Origin of the sequence: Xenophilus azovorans DSM 13620, from assembly GCF_000745855.1 — a bacterium.
Classification (GTDB): Bacteria; Pseudomonadota; Gammaproteobacteria; order Burkholderiales; family Burkholderiaceae_C; genus Xenophilus; species Xenophilus azovorans.
In genome coordinates this window covers 36,941-54,227 of the sequence record NZ_JQKD01000012.1, presented here as the reverse complement: position 1 = coordinate 54,227, position 17,287 = coordinate 36,941, and the positions used below count along the sequence as shown (strand labels likewise).

At 70.8% G+C, this 17,287-nt stretch carries 18 protein-coding genes; 3 read left to right on the top strand and 15 right to left on the bottom strand.

The genetic code is table 11. The annotated features are described in order from the left end of the window. Window positions 1–4 precede the first annotated feature (4 nt). The 14 genes from Q392_RS08985 to Q392_RS08920 all read right to left on the bottom strand — a co-directional run bounded on the left by Q392_RS08985 (window position 5) and on the right by Q392_RS08920 (window position 13,670). Window positions 5–976 (bottom strand): hydroxymethylglutaryl-CoA lyase, encoded by a 972-nt coding sequence (locus Q392_RS08985; protein WP_038205065.1) that lies wholly within the window; start codon window positions 974–976, stop codon window positions 5–7. A gap of 31 nt (window positions 977–1,007) precedes the next feature. Then, window positions 1,008–2,669 (bottom strand): thiamine pyrophosphate-binding protein, encoded by a 1,662-nt coding sequence (locus Q392_RS08980; RefSeq protein WP_038205062.1) that lies wholly within the window; start codon window positions 2,667–2,669, stop codon window positions 1,008–1,010. Window positions 2,670–2,736: 67 nt separating this feature from the next. Continuing rightward, window positions 2,737–3,645 carry an NAD(P)-dependent oxidoreductase gene (locus Q392_RS08975; protein WP_038205060.1) on the bottom strand — a complete coding sequence of 303 codons (909 nt, stop codon included), beginning with the start codon at window positions 3,643–3,645 and terminating at the stop codon, window positions 2,737–2,739. Between the two features lie 17 nt (window positions 3,646–3,662). Next, window positions 3,663–4,040, bottom strand: coding sequence for a 4-carboxymuconolactone decarboxylase (gene pcaC, locus Q392_RS08970; protein ID WP_038205057.1), 378 nt, complete (start codon window positions 4,038–4,040; stop codon window positions 3,663–3,665). Between the two features lie 56 nt (window positions 4,041–4,096). Continuing rightward, the gene (locus tag Q392_RS08965) at window positions 4,097–5,461 is read right to left on the bottom strand and encodes an MmgE/PrpD family protein (protein WP_038205055.1); all 1,365 of its coding nucleotides are present in this window, start codon (window positions 5,459–5,461) and stop codon (window positions 4,097–4,099) included. Next, window positions 5,446–6,225: an SDR family oxidoreductase gene (locus Q392_RS08960; protein WP_038205053.1), complete on the bottom strand. Its 780-nt coding sequence runs from the start codon at window positions 6,223–6,225 to the stop codon at window positions 5,446–5,448. The genes Q392_RS08965 and Q392_RS08960 overlap by 16 nt, the downstream gene beginning before the upstream one ends. 143 nt (window positions 6,226–6,368) lie before the next feature. After that, window positions 6,369–7,391, bottom strand: coding sequence for a LacI family DNA-binding transcriptional regulator (locus tag Q392_RS08955; RefSeq protein ID WP_245610678.1), 1,023 nt, complete (start codon window positions 7,389–7,391; stop codon window positions 6,369–6,371). A 161-nt stretch (window positions 7,392–7,552) separates the two neighbouring features. Beyond that, window positions 7,553–7,870, bottom strand: coding sequence for a non-heme iron oxygenase ferredoxin subunit (locus tag Q392_RS08950; protein ID WP_038205047.1), 318 nt, complete (start codon window positions 7,868–7,870; stop codon window positions 7,553–7,555). 58 nt (window positions 7,871–7,928) lie between these two features. Next, complete coding sequence (locus Q392_RS08945; RefSeq protein ID WP_245610677.1) at window positions 7,929–8,675, bottom strand: ABC transporter ATP-binding protein; 747 nt, start codon at window positions 8,673–8,675, stop codon at window positions 7,929–7,931. Continuing rightward, window positions 8,672–9,439 (bottom strand): ABC transporter ATP-binding protein, encoded by a 768-nt coding sequence (locus tag Q392_RS08940; protein WP_038205045.1) that lies wholly within the window; start codon window positions 9,437–9,439, stop codon window positions 8,672–8,674. The genes Q392_RS08945 and Q392_RS08940 overlap by 4 nt, the downstream gene beginning before the upstream one ends. Then, window positions 9,432–10,451 carry a branched-chain amino acid ABC transporter permease gene (locus tag Q392_RS08935; RefSeq protein ID WP_425425174.1) on the bottom strand — a complete coding sequence of 340 codons (1,020 nt, stop codon included), beginning with the start codon at window positions 10,449–10,451 and terminating at the stop codon, window positions 9,432–9,434. Before Q392_RS08935 ends, Q392_RS08940 begins: the two co-directional genes overlap by 8 nt. 8 nt (window positions 10,452–10,459) lie before the next feature. After that, the gene (locus Q392_RS08930) at window positions 10,460–11,344 is read right to left on the bottom strand and encodes a branched-chain amino acid ABC transporter permease (RefSeq protein ID WP_038205041.1); all 885 of its coding nucleotides are present in this window, start codon (window positions 11,342–11,344) and stop codon (window positions 10,460–10,462) included. Between the two features lie 31 nt (window positions 11,345–11,375). Further along, the gene (locus tag Q392_RS08925; RefSeq protein WP_038205038.1) at window positions 11,376–12,599 is read right to left on the bottom strand and encodes an ABC transporter substrate-binding protein; all 1,224 of its coding nucleotides are present in this window, start codon (window positions 12,597–12,599) and stop codon (window positions 11,376–11,378) included. A 72-nt stretch (window positions 12,600–12,671) separates the two neighbouring features. Continuing rightward, window positions 12,672–13,670, bottom strand: a complete 999-nt coding sequence (locus Q392_RS08920; protein WP_084216951.1) for a Bug family tripartite tricarboxylate transporter substrate binding protein — start codon at window positions 13,668–13,670, stop codon at window positions 12,672–12,674. A gap of 149 nt (window positions 13,671–13,819) precedes the next feature. Between Q392_RS08920 and Q392_RS08915 the strand changes: the two genes are divergently transcribed. From Q392_RS08915 to Q392_RS08905, 3 genes are read left to right on the top strand one after another with little or no spacing between them, the layout of a single operon-like run. Then, the gene (locus Q392_RS08915; protein ID WP_051953128.1) at window positions 13,820–14,653 is read left to right on the top strand and encodes an N-acyl homoserine lactonase family protein; all 834 of its coding nucleotides are present in this window, start codon (window positions 13,820–13,822) and stop codon (window positions 14,651–14,653) included. An 11-nt stretch (window positions 14,654–14,664) separates the two neighbouring features. Further along, window positions 14,665–15,654, top strand: a complete 990-nt coding sequence (locus tag Q392_RS08910) for a tripartite tricarboxylate transporter substrate binding protein (protein ID WP_038205419.1) — start codon at window positions 14,665–14,667, stop codon at window positions 15,652–15,654. Continuing rightward, complete coding sequence (locus Q392_RS08905) at window positions 15,651–16,415, top strand: SDR family NAD(P)-dependent oxidoreductase (protein WP_038205035.1); 765 nt, start codon at window positions 15,651–15,653, stop codon at window positions 16,413–16,415. Before Q392_RS08910 ends, Q392_RS08905 begins: the two co-directional genes overlap by 4 nt. 20 nt (window positions 16,416–16,435) lie before the next feature. Here Q392_RS08905 and Q392_RS08900 read toward each other — a convergent pair whose 3' ends face one another. Next, window positions 16,436–17,122: a dienelactone hydrolase family protein gene (locus tag Q392_RS08900; protein ID WP_038205415.1), complete on the bottom strand. Its 687-nt coding sequence runs from the start codon at window positions 17,120–17,122 to the stop codon at window positions 16,436–16,438. Between the last annotated feature and the right edge of the window lie 165 nt (window positions 17,123–17,287).

The window sequence follows — 17,287 nt, the reverse complement described above, 5'->3', positions numbered from 1 at the left end:
GTGCTCAGGCGGCCGCCGCGGCGGCGATGCCGGCGCGCAGCGTGCGCAGGCTGCCGCCGGTCTTCACGGCACCGGGCAGCGGATGGCCCACGATGTCCTCGGCCAGCCGCGCGGCCTCCAGCAGCGCCTCGAGGTCGACGCCGGTCTCGATGCCCATTTCCTCGCACATGAATACCAGGTCCTCGGTGCAGACGTTGCCCGCCGCGCCCTTGTGCGCGGCGAAGGGGCAGCCGCCCAGCCCGCCGACGGCGGCGTCGTACTGGGCCACGCCCATCTCCAGGCCGGCCCAGGCGTTGGCGATGCCCATGCCGCGGGTGTCGTGCAGGTGCAGGCCGATCTGCAGCTCGGGATGCGCCTCGCGCACCGCACCCACCACCCGCTTGATCGACAGCGGCGTGGCCCAGGCCATGGTGTCGGCCAGCGACAGGGTCCGGACCTCGAAGCCGTGCTCGCGCGCCACCGCCAGCATCTGGCGCACCTGGGCGAGCAGCACGCCGACGGGGATGTCGCCCTCGAAGTTGCAGCCGAAGGCCGCCGCGATCGAGATGCGGTCCATCGGCACCTGGCGCCGCCGGTACATCGCCGCGATGCCGTGCAGCGCCTCCAGGTTCTCGGCCAGGGTGCGCTTCTGGTTGCGCAGCAGGAAGGTCTCGGAGGCGGTCAGGTTGAGGTGGCCCCTGATGTCGAGCTTGCCGGTGGCGATGGCGCGCTCCAGGCCGCGCTCGTTGAGCCACAGCCCGGTGTAGGCCACGCCGGGCGCGCGGGTGAAGCCGGCCACCACCTGCTCGGCGTCGGCCATGCCGGGCACGTTCTTCGCGGGCACGAAGCTCACCAGCTGGATCTGCCTAAGGCCCGTGCCCGAGAGCGCGTCGATCAGCGCGATCTTGCGCGCGGTCGGGATCTCGCCCTTCTCGAACTGGAAGCCCTCGCGCGGGCCCTCTTCCTTGATCGCGATGCGGCCGGGCAGGTCGGACATGCTGTGTACTCCTTCTCGTTGCCTCGCCGGCTCACTTCATCGGCACCACGTAGGCGGGGAATTCGCCGATCGCGGCCATGTCCACCTCCACCATCGCGGGCCCACGCACCGCCAGCGCCTGGCCGACCTTGTCGCCGAGCTCCTGCGCCGCGCCCACCTTCCAGTGGGGCATGCCCGCCAGCGCGGCGAGCCGGCCGAAGTCGGGCGACAGGAGGTCGCCGTAGTGGCGACGGCCGCCGTAGACGCTGTCCTGGATGTGCTTGATGACGCCGTAGCCGCCGTCGTTCATCACCAGCACCACGATGTCGAGCCGCTCCTGCACCGCGGTCCACAGCTCGGTCATGTTCATCGCGAAGCCGCCGTCGCCGGCCATCATCACCACCTTGCGGCCCGCGGCATGGGCCGCCACGGCGGCGCCGATGCCCAGCGGCAGGCCCTGGCCGATGCCCAGCCCGATGGGGAACATGCCGTCGTGGGGGCCGTACATGGGGAAGGCCTTGTTGCCCCACGAGCCGTTGTGCAGCGTCACGTCGCGCACCCACAGCGCGTCGCGCGGCATCACCGCGCGCAACTGCCCGGGGAACTCCGCATAGGGCCCCAGGGTGGCCCGGAACGCGTCCTCCGCCTGCCGCTTCGCGGCCGCGACGTCGGCCGCGAACGCCGGGTCCACCTGCAGCCGGCCCTCGAGGCGCTGCGCCAGCGCATCGAGCGTGGCCGCGCTGTCGCCGCAGACAAAGAGCTCGCTCGCATAGGTGCGCCCCTCGGCGGCGGGGTCGAGATCGATCTGCACCCGGCTCTTCGGCAGCCGGCACTGGCCCTCGCGGGTCTCGCTCAGGCGCAGCCGCGAACCCGCCACCAGCAGCAGGTCGCAGGTCTCGAACAGCGCCTCGACCACCGGGTCCGGGCTGCTGTGGCGGCTGCCGTTGAGCGCGCCCAGGTTCATCGGATGATCGCCGGGCACGATGCCGTGCGCCGCCTGGCTGTTGACCGCGGCGAAGCCCAGGCCGAGCAGCCGCGCCGCCGCCGCACCTGCCTCGCGCGCGCCGTTGCCCAGCCACAGCATCGGCCGCTTGGCGCGCGCCACGCGTTCCACCAGCGCGTCGAGCTCCGCGCCCTGCGGCACGCGGCGCGGCGGCAGCGGCAGCACGAAGCGGTCGAAGGCCGCCGGCCGCTCGACCGCGCTGCGCTGGACGTCGAAGGGGATCTCCACGCTCACCGGCCCCTGGCGCGGGCTCAGCGCCTCCACTGCGGCGCGCGTCAGCACGCCCAGCGCCTCCTGCGGGGAATGCACGCGCCATGCCGCCTTGGACACCGCGCGCAGCATGCCCAGCTGGTCGGGCACGTCGTGCACCGCGCCCTGTCCGCGCCCCAGCGTGCGCGTGGGGCTCTGCCCGGTGATGTGCAACACCGGCGAGCCGGCGAAGCCCGCCTCCAGCAGGCCCGAGGCGGCGTTCGCCGCGCCGGGGCCGGTGCTGGTGATCAGCGCGCCCAGGCCGCCCGAGGCGCGCGCGAAGCCGTCGGCCATGTGGGCCGCGCCCATCTCGCCGCGCGCCATCACGAAGCGCAGCCGCTGCTGCCGCGCCACCGCGTCGAGCACCGGCACGTTGTGCACGGAGATGATGCCGAAGGCCGCCTGCACGCCGCAGCAGGCCAGGAACTCGGCGACCAGGTCGCCGACCAGGTATGAACTCATGAGCGGTCTTCCTTCCGGCTTGTCTCGTTGTGCGCGCTGCGATGCGCGGCGCCCTGCGGCGCCGGCCTCAGCCCTTCGGGCCGCCGGCCGCGTCCAGCCCGGACCAGTGCTCGATCGACTTCACCAGCTCGGTCATGTCGCGCTGCATGCCGTCCTGCCGGCCGGCGAAATTCCAGAGCTGGCGCACCGTGTTGCCGACCCACATCGGCACGCCGAGCGCCTCGCACTCCTCGATCGCCAGGCCGATGTCCTTGCACACGCTGCTGATCGGGAAGCCGAAGTCGAAGCTGCGCGGCATCACCTGCTTCATGAACTTGTCCTGCGAGGCGCCGCTGCGGCCGCTGCCGGCGTTGATCGCGGCCATCATCACCTCGGGGTCGAGCCCGCCCTTCACGCCCGCGACGAAGGCCTCGGAAGTGATCGCGAAGGCGGTCGACGAGAGCATGTTGTTGAGCAGCTTCAGCAACTGCGCCTGGCCGGCCTGCGGGCCGACGACGAAGAGCTTGCCGAAGGCTTCCAGCAGCTCGCGCACCTGCGCCACGGCCTCGGGGCGCCCGGCCGCCATCACGGCCAGCGTGCCCTTCTCCGCGCCCGCCGCGCCGCCGCTGACCGGCGCATCGACCAGGTCGATGCCCTTCTCGAGCAGGCCTGCCGCCGCCTGGCTGGTGGCGCGCGAGCCGACGGTGGACAGGTCGACCATGATCTTCACCGCCTTGCCGTCCTTCACGCCGCCCGCGCCGAGCACCACCTCGGTGAAGATCGCGGGGCTGGGCAGGCTGGTGAAGACGATCGCGGCCTGGTCGACCACCTCGGACACGCTGGCCGCGCCCCTGGCGCCGGCCGCGACGATGGCGGCCACGGCGCGGTCGCTCTTGTCGCAGGCCAGCACGGTGTGGCCCTTGGCGATGAGGTGCCGCGCGATGGGGTTGCCCATCACGCCCACGCCGATGAAGCCGATGGTTTTCTGTTCGGACATGATGCTGCGCCCTCGCCTCAGATGCCCATGTCCTTGAAGACCTGGCGCGCCACCTTGAACGAGGTCAGCCCGGCGGGCATGCCGCAGTACACCGCCACCTGCAGGAAGGCCTCGCAGATCTCTTCCTTGGTCAGGCCGTTGTTGATCGCGCCGCGCACGTGGGTGGCGAGCTCCTCGTTGCGGTTCAGCGCCGCGATCATGCCGAGGTTCAGCAGGCTGCGGCTCCTGCGGTCCAGGCCCGGGCGCGACCAGACGTCGCCCCAGCAGTACTGCGTGACCAGTTCCTGCATCGGCATGCTGAAGTCGTCGGCGCTCTTCAGCGATGCGTCGACGTAGGCGTCGCCGACGACCGCGCGGCGGACCTTCAGACCTTGTTCGTAGAGTTCCTTGTTCATTCGTTGCTCCTGGAGATGTGAAGAGAGGGTTCGTCGGGAAGAAGGCGGCGTGGCGCTCAGGCTGCCAGCCGCATGAGTGTGCCGGCGTCGCCGCGGCAGTCGAGCGACCACAGGGCATCGATCAGCGGCTGCGGCGCGCAACCGCTGCCGCCCCAGGCCGCGAGGTCGATGAGCTTGCGTTCGAGGTCCTTGTCGCCCAGCGGCGTCGCGAGGCTGCCGCGGGCGGCGGCCACGTGCCGCGAGCGCACCGTGCCGTCGCGCAGGTGCAGCGTCACCGTCGCCGATTCGACGCCGAGGGCCGCATCGTCGATGAACGACAGGCGCCCGGCAAGGCCGTGGCGCGCCGTCGCCGCGACGGCGCCGTCGCTGAACTGATCCAGCCCGGCCTGGCCGCTGGAAAGGCAGGCGGCCACCGCGTGCTGGGCGCTGACCTGGGCCTCGCGGCCCGAATGCGGTGCAGGCCGGTCGGTACGCTCGCGCAGCAGCGGATGGCCGCGCAGTTCGACCCGCTCGATCGCGTCCGGCGCCACCGGCGCCTCGGCATGCAGCGCCAGGCAGGCCTCGATGACCGGGTTGAGCACCACGCCGCAGGGGTAGGGCTTGTAGGTGTTGCTCGACAGCGCCCAGCGCCGGCCGAGGTCTTCGGTCAGCGAGGCGAAGTCGGGCCGTTCGCCGGTCACGCGCAGGAAGCCGCGCGGCCCCTCGATCGGCATGGCCGGCCCTTCGAAGCCCTGCGCCGCCAGCAGGGCCGAGAGCAGGCCGTTGGAGGCCGCGTTGCCCACGCCGATGCTCTTGGCCATGCTGCCGAGGTTCTCGACCAGGCCGCAGGACTGCGCCGAGGCATTGCCCAGCGCCCACAGCGTGCGGCGCGCGTCCAGCCCGAGCACGCGCGCACAGGCGGCCGCCGCGCCGAACACGCCGCAGGTGGAGGTGATGTGCCAGCCGCGCTGGTAGTGCCCGGGCGAGATGGCGTTGCCGAGCCGGCACTCGATCTCCACCCCGGCCACGAGGGCCAGCAGCAGGTCGCGCCCGGTCACCGGGCGCATCTGCGCCAGAGCGAACAGCGCCGGTGCGACCGGCGCGGTCGGATGGATGATGGTCGGCAGATGCGTATCGTCGTAGTCGAAGACGTTGCCGCTCATCGCGTTGAGCGAGGCGGCATGCAGCGCATTGGTGGTCTCGCGGCGACCGATCACGGTGCAGGCGCCCTCGGCGCCGAACGGCCGGAAGACCCGCGCGGCCACCTCGATGGCCGGGTCGCGGCAGCCCGCCAGCGCGGTGGCGAAGAAGTTGACCAGCGCGCGCCGGGCTTCGTGCTGCACCCCGGGGGGGATGTCCTCCCAGTGCAACTGCGAGGCGAAACGCGCCAGCGCGTCGCTCGCGCCGGCGGCCGCGTCCGCCGTGTTCAGCTCGCCAGCCATCCGCCCTCCACCGGGAGCACCGCGCCCGTGATGTCGGTGCCGGCCTCGCCGCAGAGGAACACCAGGAGCTGCGCCACGTGGGCCGCATCGACGAAGCGCTGGATCGGCTGCTTGCCGGCGAGGAAGCGCTCTGTCGCGGCCTCGCGCTCGAGGCCGGTCTCGGCCATCAGCGCGTCGATGCGCAGTTCGCTGGTCGGCGTGAGCACCGCGCCGGGGCAGATGGCGTTGCAGGTGATGCCCTGGTTGATGGTCTCGATCGCGACCGACCGCGTCAGGCCGATCAGCGCGGTCTTGGTCGTCACGTAGTCGATCCGGTTGGCGACCGCGCGCGACCCGTAGACCGAGGTCATGTTGAAGATGCGCCCCCATCCGCGCTCCCGCATGCCGGGCAGGCTCAGGCGGATGGTGTGGAAGGCGGCGCTGAGGTTCACCGCCAGCGCCCGGTCCCAGCGTTCGGCGGGGAACTCGGCCACGCCGGCGAAGTGCCGCGTGACGGCGTTGTTGACCAGGACGTCGATGCCCCCGTGCAGCGCCCGCACCTGCGCGATCATCCGTTCGGCCGCACCCGGGTCGGCCAGGTCGGACCGGATGTAGGCGACGCCCACGCCGTGCTCGCGCTCGAGCCGCGCCTGCTGCGGCTGCACGCTTTCGGCGGACTCGATGCCGTGCAGGACGATGTCGCACCCGGCGCGCGCCAGCGCCTCGGCGATCGCGAAGCCCAGGCCTGCTGCGGAACCGGTGATCAGCGCGGTTTTCCCTTTCATCGTCGTGTGTTCCGTTTCAGTTGGATAGGAAGGCCAGCCCGGACCGTGGTTCAGAACTGATAGCGTTAACATTATCATCGAAAAAGAAGCGCGCGCAAGCCGAGGCCGATGCGCGCGCCGCCGGCCGGGCCCGGCCCGGCCGCTCAGGTGCTCTCGCGCTGGATGACCTCGAAGCCCAGGTCGACGCGCACCGGGTTCTTCGTGCCGCGCATGCGGTCGAGCAGCGCCTCGGCGCTGCGCCGGCCGATCTCCAGCCGCGGCAGCCGCAGGCAGGTCAGCCGCGGCACGGTGTGCTGCAGGATGTCGAGATCGTCGAAGCCGGCGATCGCCACGCGGCCCGGCACCTTCCAGCCGCGCCGCTGGGTCTCGAACAGGGCGCCGATGGCCAGCACGTCGCCGGCGAAGAAGATCGCCTCCACGTCGGGCGCACGGGTCATCATGTCGACCAGTGCGTGGGCGCCGGAGGTCAGGCCGGGCTCGACCTCGGCGATCAGCGCCGGATCCTTCGGGATGCCCAGGCTCTTGAGCGCCGCGAGGTAGCCGCGCTGGCGCTCGCGCGCGCGCCGGTTGATCCTGGTGTCGAGGCTGACGAAGCCGATGCGCCGGTAGCGCCGCGCCGCCAGGTGCAGCGTCATGGCCTTGGCCGCCTCGGCGTTGGAATAGCTCACCACCATGTCCAGCGGCCTGCGCGGGATGTCGCCGGTCTCGATCACCGGCACCCCGGCGCGCTCGATCATCTGCAGCGCACGGGGCGTGTGGTCGGTGTTGTGCAGGATCAGCCCGCACACGCGCTGGGAGAGCATGGCGCCGATCAGCGCTTCCTCTTCCTGCAACGAGTAGCCGCTGTCGGCCAGCAGCAGGTGCAGGCCCGCGCTGCGCAGCACGTCGGAAGTGCCCTTGGCCGTCTCGGCATACAGCGAGTTGCGGATGCTCGGCACGATCTGCCCCACCACGCTGGAGCGGTTGGACGCCAGGTTGGCCGCGATGCTGTTGGGCACGTAGCCGATCTTCTGGACGGCGTCGAGCACGATCTTGCGCGTTTCCTCGGACAGCTTGTGCGGCTCGCGCAGGGCGCGCGAAACCGTCATCAGCGACACGCCGGCGGCGCGCGCCACGTCGCGCATGCGGGCCTCGCCGCCTCCCGTACGGACTCTTCCTTCTGCCACGTCACACCCCTCCAGCGGGACGGCGGCCGCGGCGCCTGCGCCGCGCCGCCGCCTCGGCCTTTGATACGTTCTGCATCGGGGGATGATACGTGAGGGGCCCGTGTTAGCGCATGGCAGCGCGCCCTGCCCCCGGAGCGCGGCGCCGCGAAGGCGGCGCCCGCTCAGCCTTCGGTGTCGACCAGGACCTGGCCGTCCTCGATGCGCACCGGGTACACCGGCAGGTCGTCGCGCGCCGGCGGGCCCAGCACCTTGCCGGTCCGGACGTTGAAGCACGACTGGTGCATCGGGCACTCGATGGTGTCGCCCTCGAAGTAGCCCTCGGACAGCTTCACGTCGCCCTGGTGGGGGCAGGTGTCGCCCACCGCGCAGACCTCGTCGCCGAAGCGGTACAGCGCGATGGCCTTGCCGCCGATCTCCACCGCATGCGGTGCTTCTTCCTGGATGTCGTCGAGCGCGCCGGCGCGCTGCCAATTGCTCATCGTTCGTCTCTCTTTCACTGGGCCGCGGCGGCCCCGTTGGCATGGTGCTGGCGGCGCCTCACACGCCGAGGCGCGCGCTCAGCGAGGGCGTCCGCTCCTGCAGTTGGTGCGCGGCGAAGGCGTCGACCACGCGCCCGCCCTCCATCACGTAGAAGCGGTCCGAGATCGGCGCCGCGAAGCGGAAGTTCTGTTCCACCATGACGATCGTCATGCCCTGCCCGCGCAGGGCGCGGATCGTCCGCGCCAGCGCCTGCACGATGACCGGTGCCAGGCCCTCGGAGATCTCGTCGAGCAGCAGCAGGTCGGCCCCGGCACGCAGGATGCGGGCGATCGCCAGCATCTGCTGTTCGCCGCCCGACAGGCGCGTGCCCTGCGCCGCGGCGCGCCCGCGCAGGTTGGGAAACAGCGCATGGATGCGCTCCAGCGGCATGCCGCGGCCGTCGGGGGAGACCACCGGCGGCAGCAGCAGGTTCTCCTCGGCCGAGAGCGAGGCGAAGATGCCGCGCTCTTCCGGGCAGTAGCCCACGCCGAGATGCGCGATGCGGCGCGTGGGCAGGCCGATGGTCTCGACACCGCGGATGCGGATCGAGCCCTTGCGGGTGCCTGTCAGGCCCATCATCGCGCGCAGCGTGGAGGTGCGGCCGGCGCCGTTGCGCCCGAGCAGCGTGACCACCTCGGCGCGGTTCACATGCAGGTCGACGCCGTGCAGCACGTGCGATTCGCCGTACCAGGCATGCAGGCCGCGCAGCTCGATGACCGGATCGGCCTGCGCCTCGCGCGGCAGCTTCCCGGGCATCCCCGTCATGGCGCTTCCTCCTGCGCATGGGCGGTGCCCATGTAGGCCTCGGCGACGCGCGGGTCGGCCGCCACCTCGTCGTAGCGGCCCTCGGCCAGCACGCTGCCGCGCTGCAGCACCGTGATGCGGTCGCAGATGCCGGCCACGATGCTCATGTTGTGCTCCACCATGAGGATGGTGCGGCCGGCCGACACGCGCTTGATCAGCGCGGTGACGCGCGCCACGTCCTCGATGCCCATGCCGGCCGTGGGCTCGTCCAGCAGCATCAGCTCGGGCTCCATCGCCAGGGTCGCGGCGATTTCCAGCGCGCGCTTGCGCCCGTAGGGCAGGCTGGCGGCCGCGGTGCCGGCGAAATCCTGGAGGTCGACCTGCGCCAGCAGCTCCATCGCGCGCGCGTTCAGCCGGTCCAGCGTGCGCGCCGGCCGCCAGAAGTGAAAAGAGGTGCCCAGCCGCCGCTGCAGGCCGACGCGCACGTTCTGCAGCGCCGTCATGTGCGGGAACACCGCCGAGATCTGAAACGAGCGGATCACGCCCAGCCGCGCGATCCGCGCCGGCGTCGCGCGGGTGATGTCGCGCCCGTTGAAGAAGATGCGGCCGGCGCTCGGCTCGAGGAACTTGGTCAGCAGGTTGAAGCAGGTGGTCTTGCCGGCGCCGTTCGGCCCGATCAGCGCGTGGATGTGGCCGCGCTGCACCTGCAGGTCGAGGCGGTCGACGGCGCGGAAGCCGCGGAAGTCCTTGCACAGGCCCTCGGCGCGCAGGATGGCGTCAGGCATGCTGCGCCTCCTCTTCCCTGCGCGTCGGCGCGGCCTGCGCCGCCTGCCCGGCGCGCAGGAGGTGCGCGAACTCGCCGACGATGCCCTTGCGGAAAGTCATCACGCAGACCATGAAGATCAGCCCGGTGACCAGCGGCACCGACACGCCGATGGCGCGGAACCACTCGACGCCGGTGGCCGCGGCGAGGAAGTTGCCGATGTCGCCGAGCTTGTCCTCCAGCAGCACGATCACCGCGGCACCGAACGCCGGCCCGATGAAGGTGCCCATGCCGCCGATCAGGGTCATCAGGATCACCAGCCCCGACATGGCCCAGTGCACGTCGGTCAGCGTGGCCGAGCCGAGCACCACGCTCTTGGTCGAGCCGGCCAGGCCGGCGAGCGCGGCCGAGAGCACGAAGGCCAGCAGCTTGTAGCGCGAGACTTCGTAGCCCAGCGAGAGCGCGCGCGGCTCGTTCTCCTTGATCGCCTGCAGCACCTGCCCGAAGGGCGAGTGCACGGTGCGCACCACCAGCACGAAGCCGCCGACGACGATGGCCAGCACCAGGTAGTACATCGCGAGGTCGCTGCCGAGGTCGACCACGCCCAGCAGCCTGCCGCGCGGGATGGCCTGCAGGCCGTCCTCGCCGCCGGTGAACGGCGCCTGCAGGTAAAAGAAGTACAGCATCTGCGCCATCGCCAGGGTGATCATCGAGAAGTACACGCCCTGGCGCCGGATCGCCAGCGAGCCGACGACGAAGCCGATGCAGGCCGAGGCGGCGGTGCCGGCCAGGATGCCGAGCTCCGTCGGCAGGCCGAGCGAGGCGAGCGCATAGCCGCACAGGTAGGCGGCCCCGCCGAAGTAGGTGGCATGGCCGAAGGAGACCAGCCCGGCGAAGCCGATCAGCAGGTTGAAGGCGCAGGCGAACAATGCATAGCACAGCACCTTCATCGCCAGCACCGGGTAGACCACCGCCGGCGCCGCCAGCAGCGCGAGGAGCAGGAGCGCGTAGCCCAGCCGGCGAGGACTCATCATCGCGCGCCTCACTTCTGCCGCCCGAACAGGCCAGCCGGCCGCAGCATCAGCACGATCGCCATCACGATGAACACCACCGTGGCCGACAGCTGGGGATAGAAGACGCCGGTGATGCCCTCGACCAGGCCCAGGCCCAGGCCGGTGAGGATGGCGCCGAGGATCGAGCTCAGCCCGCCGATCACCACCACCGCGAACACCACCACGATCAGGTTGCTGCCCATGAGCGGCGAGACCTGCGACATCGGCGCGGCCAGCACGCCGGCCAGCCCGGCGAGCGCGGCGCCCAGCCCGTAGGTGAGTGTGACCAGCAGCGGCACGTTGACGCCGAAGGCCTCGACCAGGCGGGGGTTCTCGGTGCCGGCGCGCAGCGTGGCGCCCAGGCGCGTCTTCTCGATCACGAACCAGGTGGCGAAGCAGGCCGTGAGCGAGACCACGACCACCCAGGCGCGGTAGTTCGGCAGCACCATGAAGCCGATGTCGGTGGCGCCGCCGAGCAGTTCGGGCACCGCATACGAGCGCCCGCTGACGCCGTAGAGCGAGTGGAACAGCCCTTCGAGCGCCTGTGCCATGCCGATGGTCAGCAGCATGCCGTAGAGATGGTCGAGCCGCGCGAGCCGGCGCAGCAGCGTCGTCTCGACCAGGATGCCGAAGGCGCCGACCAGCAGCGGCGTGAGCACCAGCATGGTCCAGTAGCTCAGCCCCGCGTAGCTCAGCCCCATCCAGGTGAGGAAGGCGCCCAGCATGTAGAGCGCGCCGTGCGAGAGGTTGATGACGTTGAGCAGGCCGAAGATGACCGCGAGCCCGAGCGAGAGCAGCGCGTAGAAGCAGCCGCTGACCAGCCCGAGGAAGAGCTGGGCCAGCAGCGCCTGGTGGGGAATGCCGAAGATGTCCATCGGAGGGGTCAGCAGCGCAGCAGGCAGGCCGTCACTTCCACAGCGCGCACTTGCTCTCCGCCTTGGTGGTGTAGGCCTGGTCGCCCGGGATGGTGCGGATGGTCTTGTAGTAGTCCCACGGGTACTTCGACTCGGCCGGCGTCTTCACCTGGCGCAGGTACATGTCGTAGACCATGCGGCCGTCGGTGCGGATCACGCCGTGGCTGGTGAACATGTCGCTGATCGGGGTGGACTTGAGCACGCCCATCACCTTGTCGCCGTCGTCGGTGCCTGCGGCCTTGACCGCCTTCAGGTAGGTGGTCACCGCCGAGTAGTCGCCGGCCTGCATCGAGCTGGGCATCTTCTTCATCTTGTCGAAGTAGCGCCTGGCCCAGGCGCGCGAGGCGTCGCTCTGGTCCCAGTACCAGCCGTCGGTGAGGTACATGCCCTGGGTGAGCTTCAGGCCCAGCGCGTGGATCTCGGTGATGTGGGTGAGGATGGCCGCCAGGCTCATCGTCTTGTTGATGCCGAACTCGTTGGCCACCTTGATCGCGTTGATCAGGTCGTCGCCGCTGGTGGCCAGCCCGAGGATCTTGGCCTTGGAGGCCTGCGCCTGCAGCAGCAGCGCCGAGAAGTTGGGCGTGGCGCCCACCGGGTGCTTGACGCTGCCGAGCACGCGCCCGCCCCGGGCCTTGACGAGGTCGGCCGTCTCCTTCTCCAGCGAGGTGCCGAAGGCGTAGTCGGCGGTGAGGAAGAACCAGTCCTTGCCGCCGGCGTCGACGATCGCGCCGCCGGTGCCGCGCGCCACCGACACCGTGTCGTAGGCGTAGTGCACGGTGTAGGGCGTGCATTCCTCGTTGGTCAGCCGCGCGGTGGCCGCGGTGATGGCGAACATCGGCTTCTTCTTCTCGGCCGAGAGCTTGGCCAGCGCCAGCGCGGCGCCGGAATTGGCGCCGATCACCAGCATGTCCAGCCCGTCGCGGTCGAACCACTCGCGCGCCTTCGACGAGGCGACGTCGACCTTGTTGAGGTGGTCGGCGTAGAGGAACTCGACCTTCTTGCCGTTGACCGCGCCGAAGTCCTGGATAGCCATCCTGATGGCCTCGACGCCACCCTGGCCGTCGTTGTCGGAATAGACGCCGGAGATGTCGGTGAGGAAGCCGACCTTGATGACGTCGCCCGAGTACTGCGCCCATGCGGGCAGCGCCGAACCCGCGGCGAATGCGACGGCTGCCGCGGCGACGGTGCGCCTCGCGCATCCCGGACTCTTGAGCATGTTTTTCTCCTTCGATGGAACGTGGGGGCCCGCGGCGGACGCCGCCGCAGGCGGTGGGATGAAGCGCAAGGGCTAGTCGACCTTGATGCCGGCGGCGCGGATCACCTCGCGCCAGCGGGCCGATTCCGCATGGATGAAGCGCCCGAAGTGGTCGGGGCCGAGGGTCGGCACATAGGCGCCCCACTCCTTCGCCTTGGCGGCGACGTCGGGCATGCGCATGATGGCGGCGATCTCGGTGGCGTAGCGGTTCAGGATCTCCGGTGGGGTGCCGGCCGGTGCGAGCACGCCGATCCAGCCTTCGACCTCGAAGCCCGGGTAGCCGGACTCGGCCACCGTGGGCACGTCGGGCAGCATGAAGGAACGCTGCGCCGAGGTCACGGCGATCGGCCGCAGCTTGCCGGAGGCGAACATCGGCAGCGAGCCGGAGATCACCTCGAAGGTCACCGGGATCACCCCGCTCATCAGGTCCATGCGCGAGTTGGCGCCTCCCTTGTACGGTACGTGCACCAGCTTGGCGCCGGTGGTGCGGGCGAACAGTTCGCCGGCCAGGTGCAGGGAGGTGCCGATGCCTGCCGTCGCGTAGGCCACGGGATGCGGCTGCGCACGGGTGTAGTCGACGAATTCCTTGAGCGTGGTGGCCGGCACGCCGGGGCTGACGATCAGCACGTTGGGGTAGGCCAGCAGCAGGCTGATCGGCGCCAGGTCCTTCTCGGGCGCGTAGGGCAGGTTGCCGTACAGGCTCTGGCTGACCGTCACCGGCCCGGGGTTGCCCAGCACGATGGTGTAGCCGTCCGGCGCCGCCTTGGCGCCCAGCTCGGTCCCGATGTTGCCGCCCGCGCCGGTCTTGTTCTCGATCACGACGGGCTGCCCCAGCCGATCGGAGAGCTTCTGCGCGACCAGCCGAGCGATCGAGTCCGACAGGCCCCCTGCCGTGTAGGGCACGATCCAGCGGATCGGCCGCGTGGGCCAGGGCTGCGTGTCGGCCCACGCGGGCGAAGGTCCAAACCCGGCCAGGACCGGCAGCGAAAACAGGGCCGCGGCTGCGCGGCGGACGAGGCATCCGAAGCTCATGCGTGTCTCCAGTTCCGGCGCCGGTCCGAGCGATGGCCGGATTTATGTTACCGCTATCAATCTAAGGTGCCGGGCGCCCTGCCGTCAAGTGCGGACTTGACCTGCAGCGGGGAAATGCGACCGGGACAGCGATGAATGATAGCGATATCATGACGGCGAGACAACCCGACCCGAAGGACACCGTGATTCACCCCACCGAGACCTACCGCGTCTACGCGATCAAGTACGCGCGCCACGAGCGCCGCTCGCCCGCCAACTTCATCGGCGGCGACACCCACGACGTGCCGATGCCGCTGGACTACTTCGTCTGGGCCGTGGTGGGCAAGGACCGCACCTTCCTCGTGGACACGGGCTTCGACCAGGCCGGCGCCGACAAGCGCGGCCGTCACATCACCCGGCCCATCCACGAGGGCCTGCAGGCGGTGGGCATCGACCCGGCGGGCGTGCAGGACGTGGTCATCACCCACATGCACTACGACCACGCCGGCAACCGCGACCTGTTCCCGCAGGCGCGCTACCACGTGCAGGACAAGGAGATGTCGTTCTGCACCGGCCGCTGCATGTGCCACCACCCGCTGGCCCTGCACTTCGAGCCCGACGACGTGGCCAGCATGGTGCACAAGGTCTTCAAGGGCCGCGTCGCCTTCCACGACGGCGACGACGAGATCGCCCCCGGCATCACGGTGCACCACATGGGCGGCCACACGGCAGGCCTGCAGGTGGTGCGGGTCCGCACGGAGAAGGGCTGGATGGTGCTGGCCTCGGATGCCTCGCACTTCTACGCCAACATGGAGGGCAAGCGGCCCTTCCCCGCCGTCTACAACGTGGCGGACATGATGGAGGCGTACCGGCGCATCTACGCCCTCGCCGACGCGCCGCAACTGGTGATCCCCGGCCACGACCCGCAGGTGCTGGAGCGTTTTCCGGCCGCCGGCCGAGAGCACGAAGGCTGGATCGCGCGCCTCGACGGCGACCCGCGCTGATGGCGGCGTCCATGCAAGGCAAGCGGCGCTTCCTCTTCGCCCTGTCGGCCGCGGCGCTGGCAGCGGGCCTGCCCCTGCCCGGCCGGGCCCAGGGCAGCAGCGACTACCCGAACCGCCCGGTGCGGCTGGTCGTCCCCTACCCGCCGGGCGGCAGCGTCGACCCGGTGGCCCGGCTGATGGCCGACAAGCTCACCCAGCTCTGGGGCCGGCAGGTGGTGGTCGACAACCGGCCGGGCGCCAGCACCATCATCGGCACCGACGTGGTCGCCAAGGCGGCGCCGGACGGCTACACCCTGCTGCTCACCGCCAGCACGCACGCCAGCAACCCGCTGCTGTTCTCCAACCTGCCCTACGACAGCGTCAAGGATTTCGCGCCGGTCACGCCGATCTACAAGGCGGAGTTCGTGCTGGTCGCGCATCCCTCGGTCAAGGCGGACACGCTGAAGGAGTTCATCGCCGACGCGAAGGCCCATCCCGGCACGTACAGCTACGCCTCGGCCGGCAACGGCAACGCGAACCACATCGCGATGGAGCTCTTCGGCATGCTCACCGGCACGAAGATGCTGCACGTGCCCTACAAGGGAGGCGGCCCGCTGATGACGGACCTGCTGAGCGGCCAGGTGCAGCTGTATTTCGCGGTGCCGATCACGGCCATCCCCTACCTGCAGAAGGGCCAGTTGAAAGCGCTGGGCACGACCGCCGAAACGCGGCTGCCCCTGATGCCGGGCGTGCCGACCTTCGCCGAGGCGGGGCTGCCCGGCTTCGGCATGAAGTCCTGGCTCGGCGTGCTGGCGCCGGCAGCCACGCCGCGCCCGGTCATCGACAGGATCGCGGCCGACATCGGCCGGGTGTTCGCCATGCCGGACGTGCGCGAAAGGCTGCTGTCGCAGGGGCAGATCCCCTGGACCACCACGCCCGACGAGTTTGCCGCGGCGATGAAGAGCGACACGGCCGAGTTCGCCCGCGTGATCGAGGCCGCCAACATCAAGCTGACGCCATGAGCGGCTTCACCGGCTGGGGCGTCGTCGTCACGGGGGCGGGCAGCGGCATGGGCGCGGTGGCCGCGCGCCGCTTCGCACAGGCCGGTGCGCGGGTCGTCGTGTCGGACATCGAGGAAGCCGCGGCGCAGGCCGTCGCACGCGGTCTGCCTGCTGCCATCGGCATGCGCTGCGACGTGTCGATGCCGTCCGACTGCGCGGCGCTGGTGGGCGCGGCCGAGCGCTTCCTGGGCGCGCCGGTCGATGTGTTCCTGGCGAACGCGGGCCTCAGCTATGCAGGCGATTTCCTGCAGGCCGACCCCGGGGAACTGCGCCGCGTGATCGACGTGAACGTCAGCGGCAGCATCTTCTCGGCCCAGGCGGCGCTGCGCAGCCTGGTGAAGAGCCCGCGCGCCAGCCTGATCTTCACCGGCTCGGTCAGCGGCCTCATGGGCCGGGCGCAGCGCAGCGTCTACACCGCTTCCAAGCACGCGCTGGGCGGCCTGGTGAAATCGCTCGCGCTGGAGTTCGGGCCGCGCGGCGTGCGCGTCAACGCGATCGCGCCGGGGCCGACCGACACGCCCTTCCTGCGGGCGCACCTGGCCAAGGTGAACGACGACGTCGGCACCGCGGTCGCCGGCCTGGTGGGCGGCCTGCCGCTCGGGCGGCTGGTGCAGCCGGAGGATTTCGCCGAGGCGGCGCTGTTCCTCGCCTCGCCGGCCGCCGGCGCGATCACCGGCCACACGCTGGCGCTGGACTGCGGCTCGGCGGCCGGGCGGATGTGAGGCGCACCCGGACCGCCGGCCTACGCCAGCTTCTCGGCCAGGAACGTCAGCGCCCGGCCGTGCGCCAGCATGGCGCTCGCCGGGTGGTAGGCGCTGCGGTCCCAGCAGTTGAATCCGTGCGTGGCGCCGGGGTACACGAAGACCTCGGCGCGTGCGCCCATCGCCTCGCGCACCTTGTCGACCGCCGCCAGCGGGATGCCGCCATCGTTCTCCGCGTAGTGGAACTGCATGGGGCACTCGATGGAGGCGGCCAACTGCAGTTGGTCGTGGATGCCGCCTCCGTAGTAGGCCACCGCGGCGTCGACATCGGTCAGCGCCGCGGCGGTGAACGCCAGGCGGCCGCCGATGCAGTAGCCGATCGCGCCGGCCTTGCGGCCCGCCGTCTCGGGGCGCGCGCGCAGTGCCGCCACGGCGGCCTTCACGTCCGCCTGCAGTTCCTCGGGAACGAGCTTCTTCATCAGCCCGATGCCGCGGTCGCGGTCTTCGCCCTCGTAGCCGAGCTGCACCTTCGGCGCCTGGCGCCAGAACAGGTCGGGCGCGAGGACGACGAACCCGTCCAGCGCGTACTGCTCGGCCACGGCGCGGATGTGCGCGTTGACGCCGAAGATCTCCTGGAACAGCACCAGCCCCGGGCCGGTGCCGGCCGGCGGCAGCGCCAGCAGGCCCTGGCAGCCGCCGGGGGCGATGTCGATCCATTGGGTGGAAATTTTCTCGAACACGATCTTCAGCTCCTTTCGACGTTCAAGTCCGGGTTGACCCTGGCCCGGGCGGCCAATTGATAGCGGTATCATTTCCAATGATAGATGAATGCTGCGGGCCATCAAGGCCGCCCCACCGCACACCGCGCGGCCCGCAGGTGCGCGCAGGCGCGA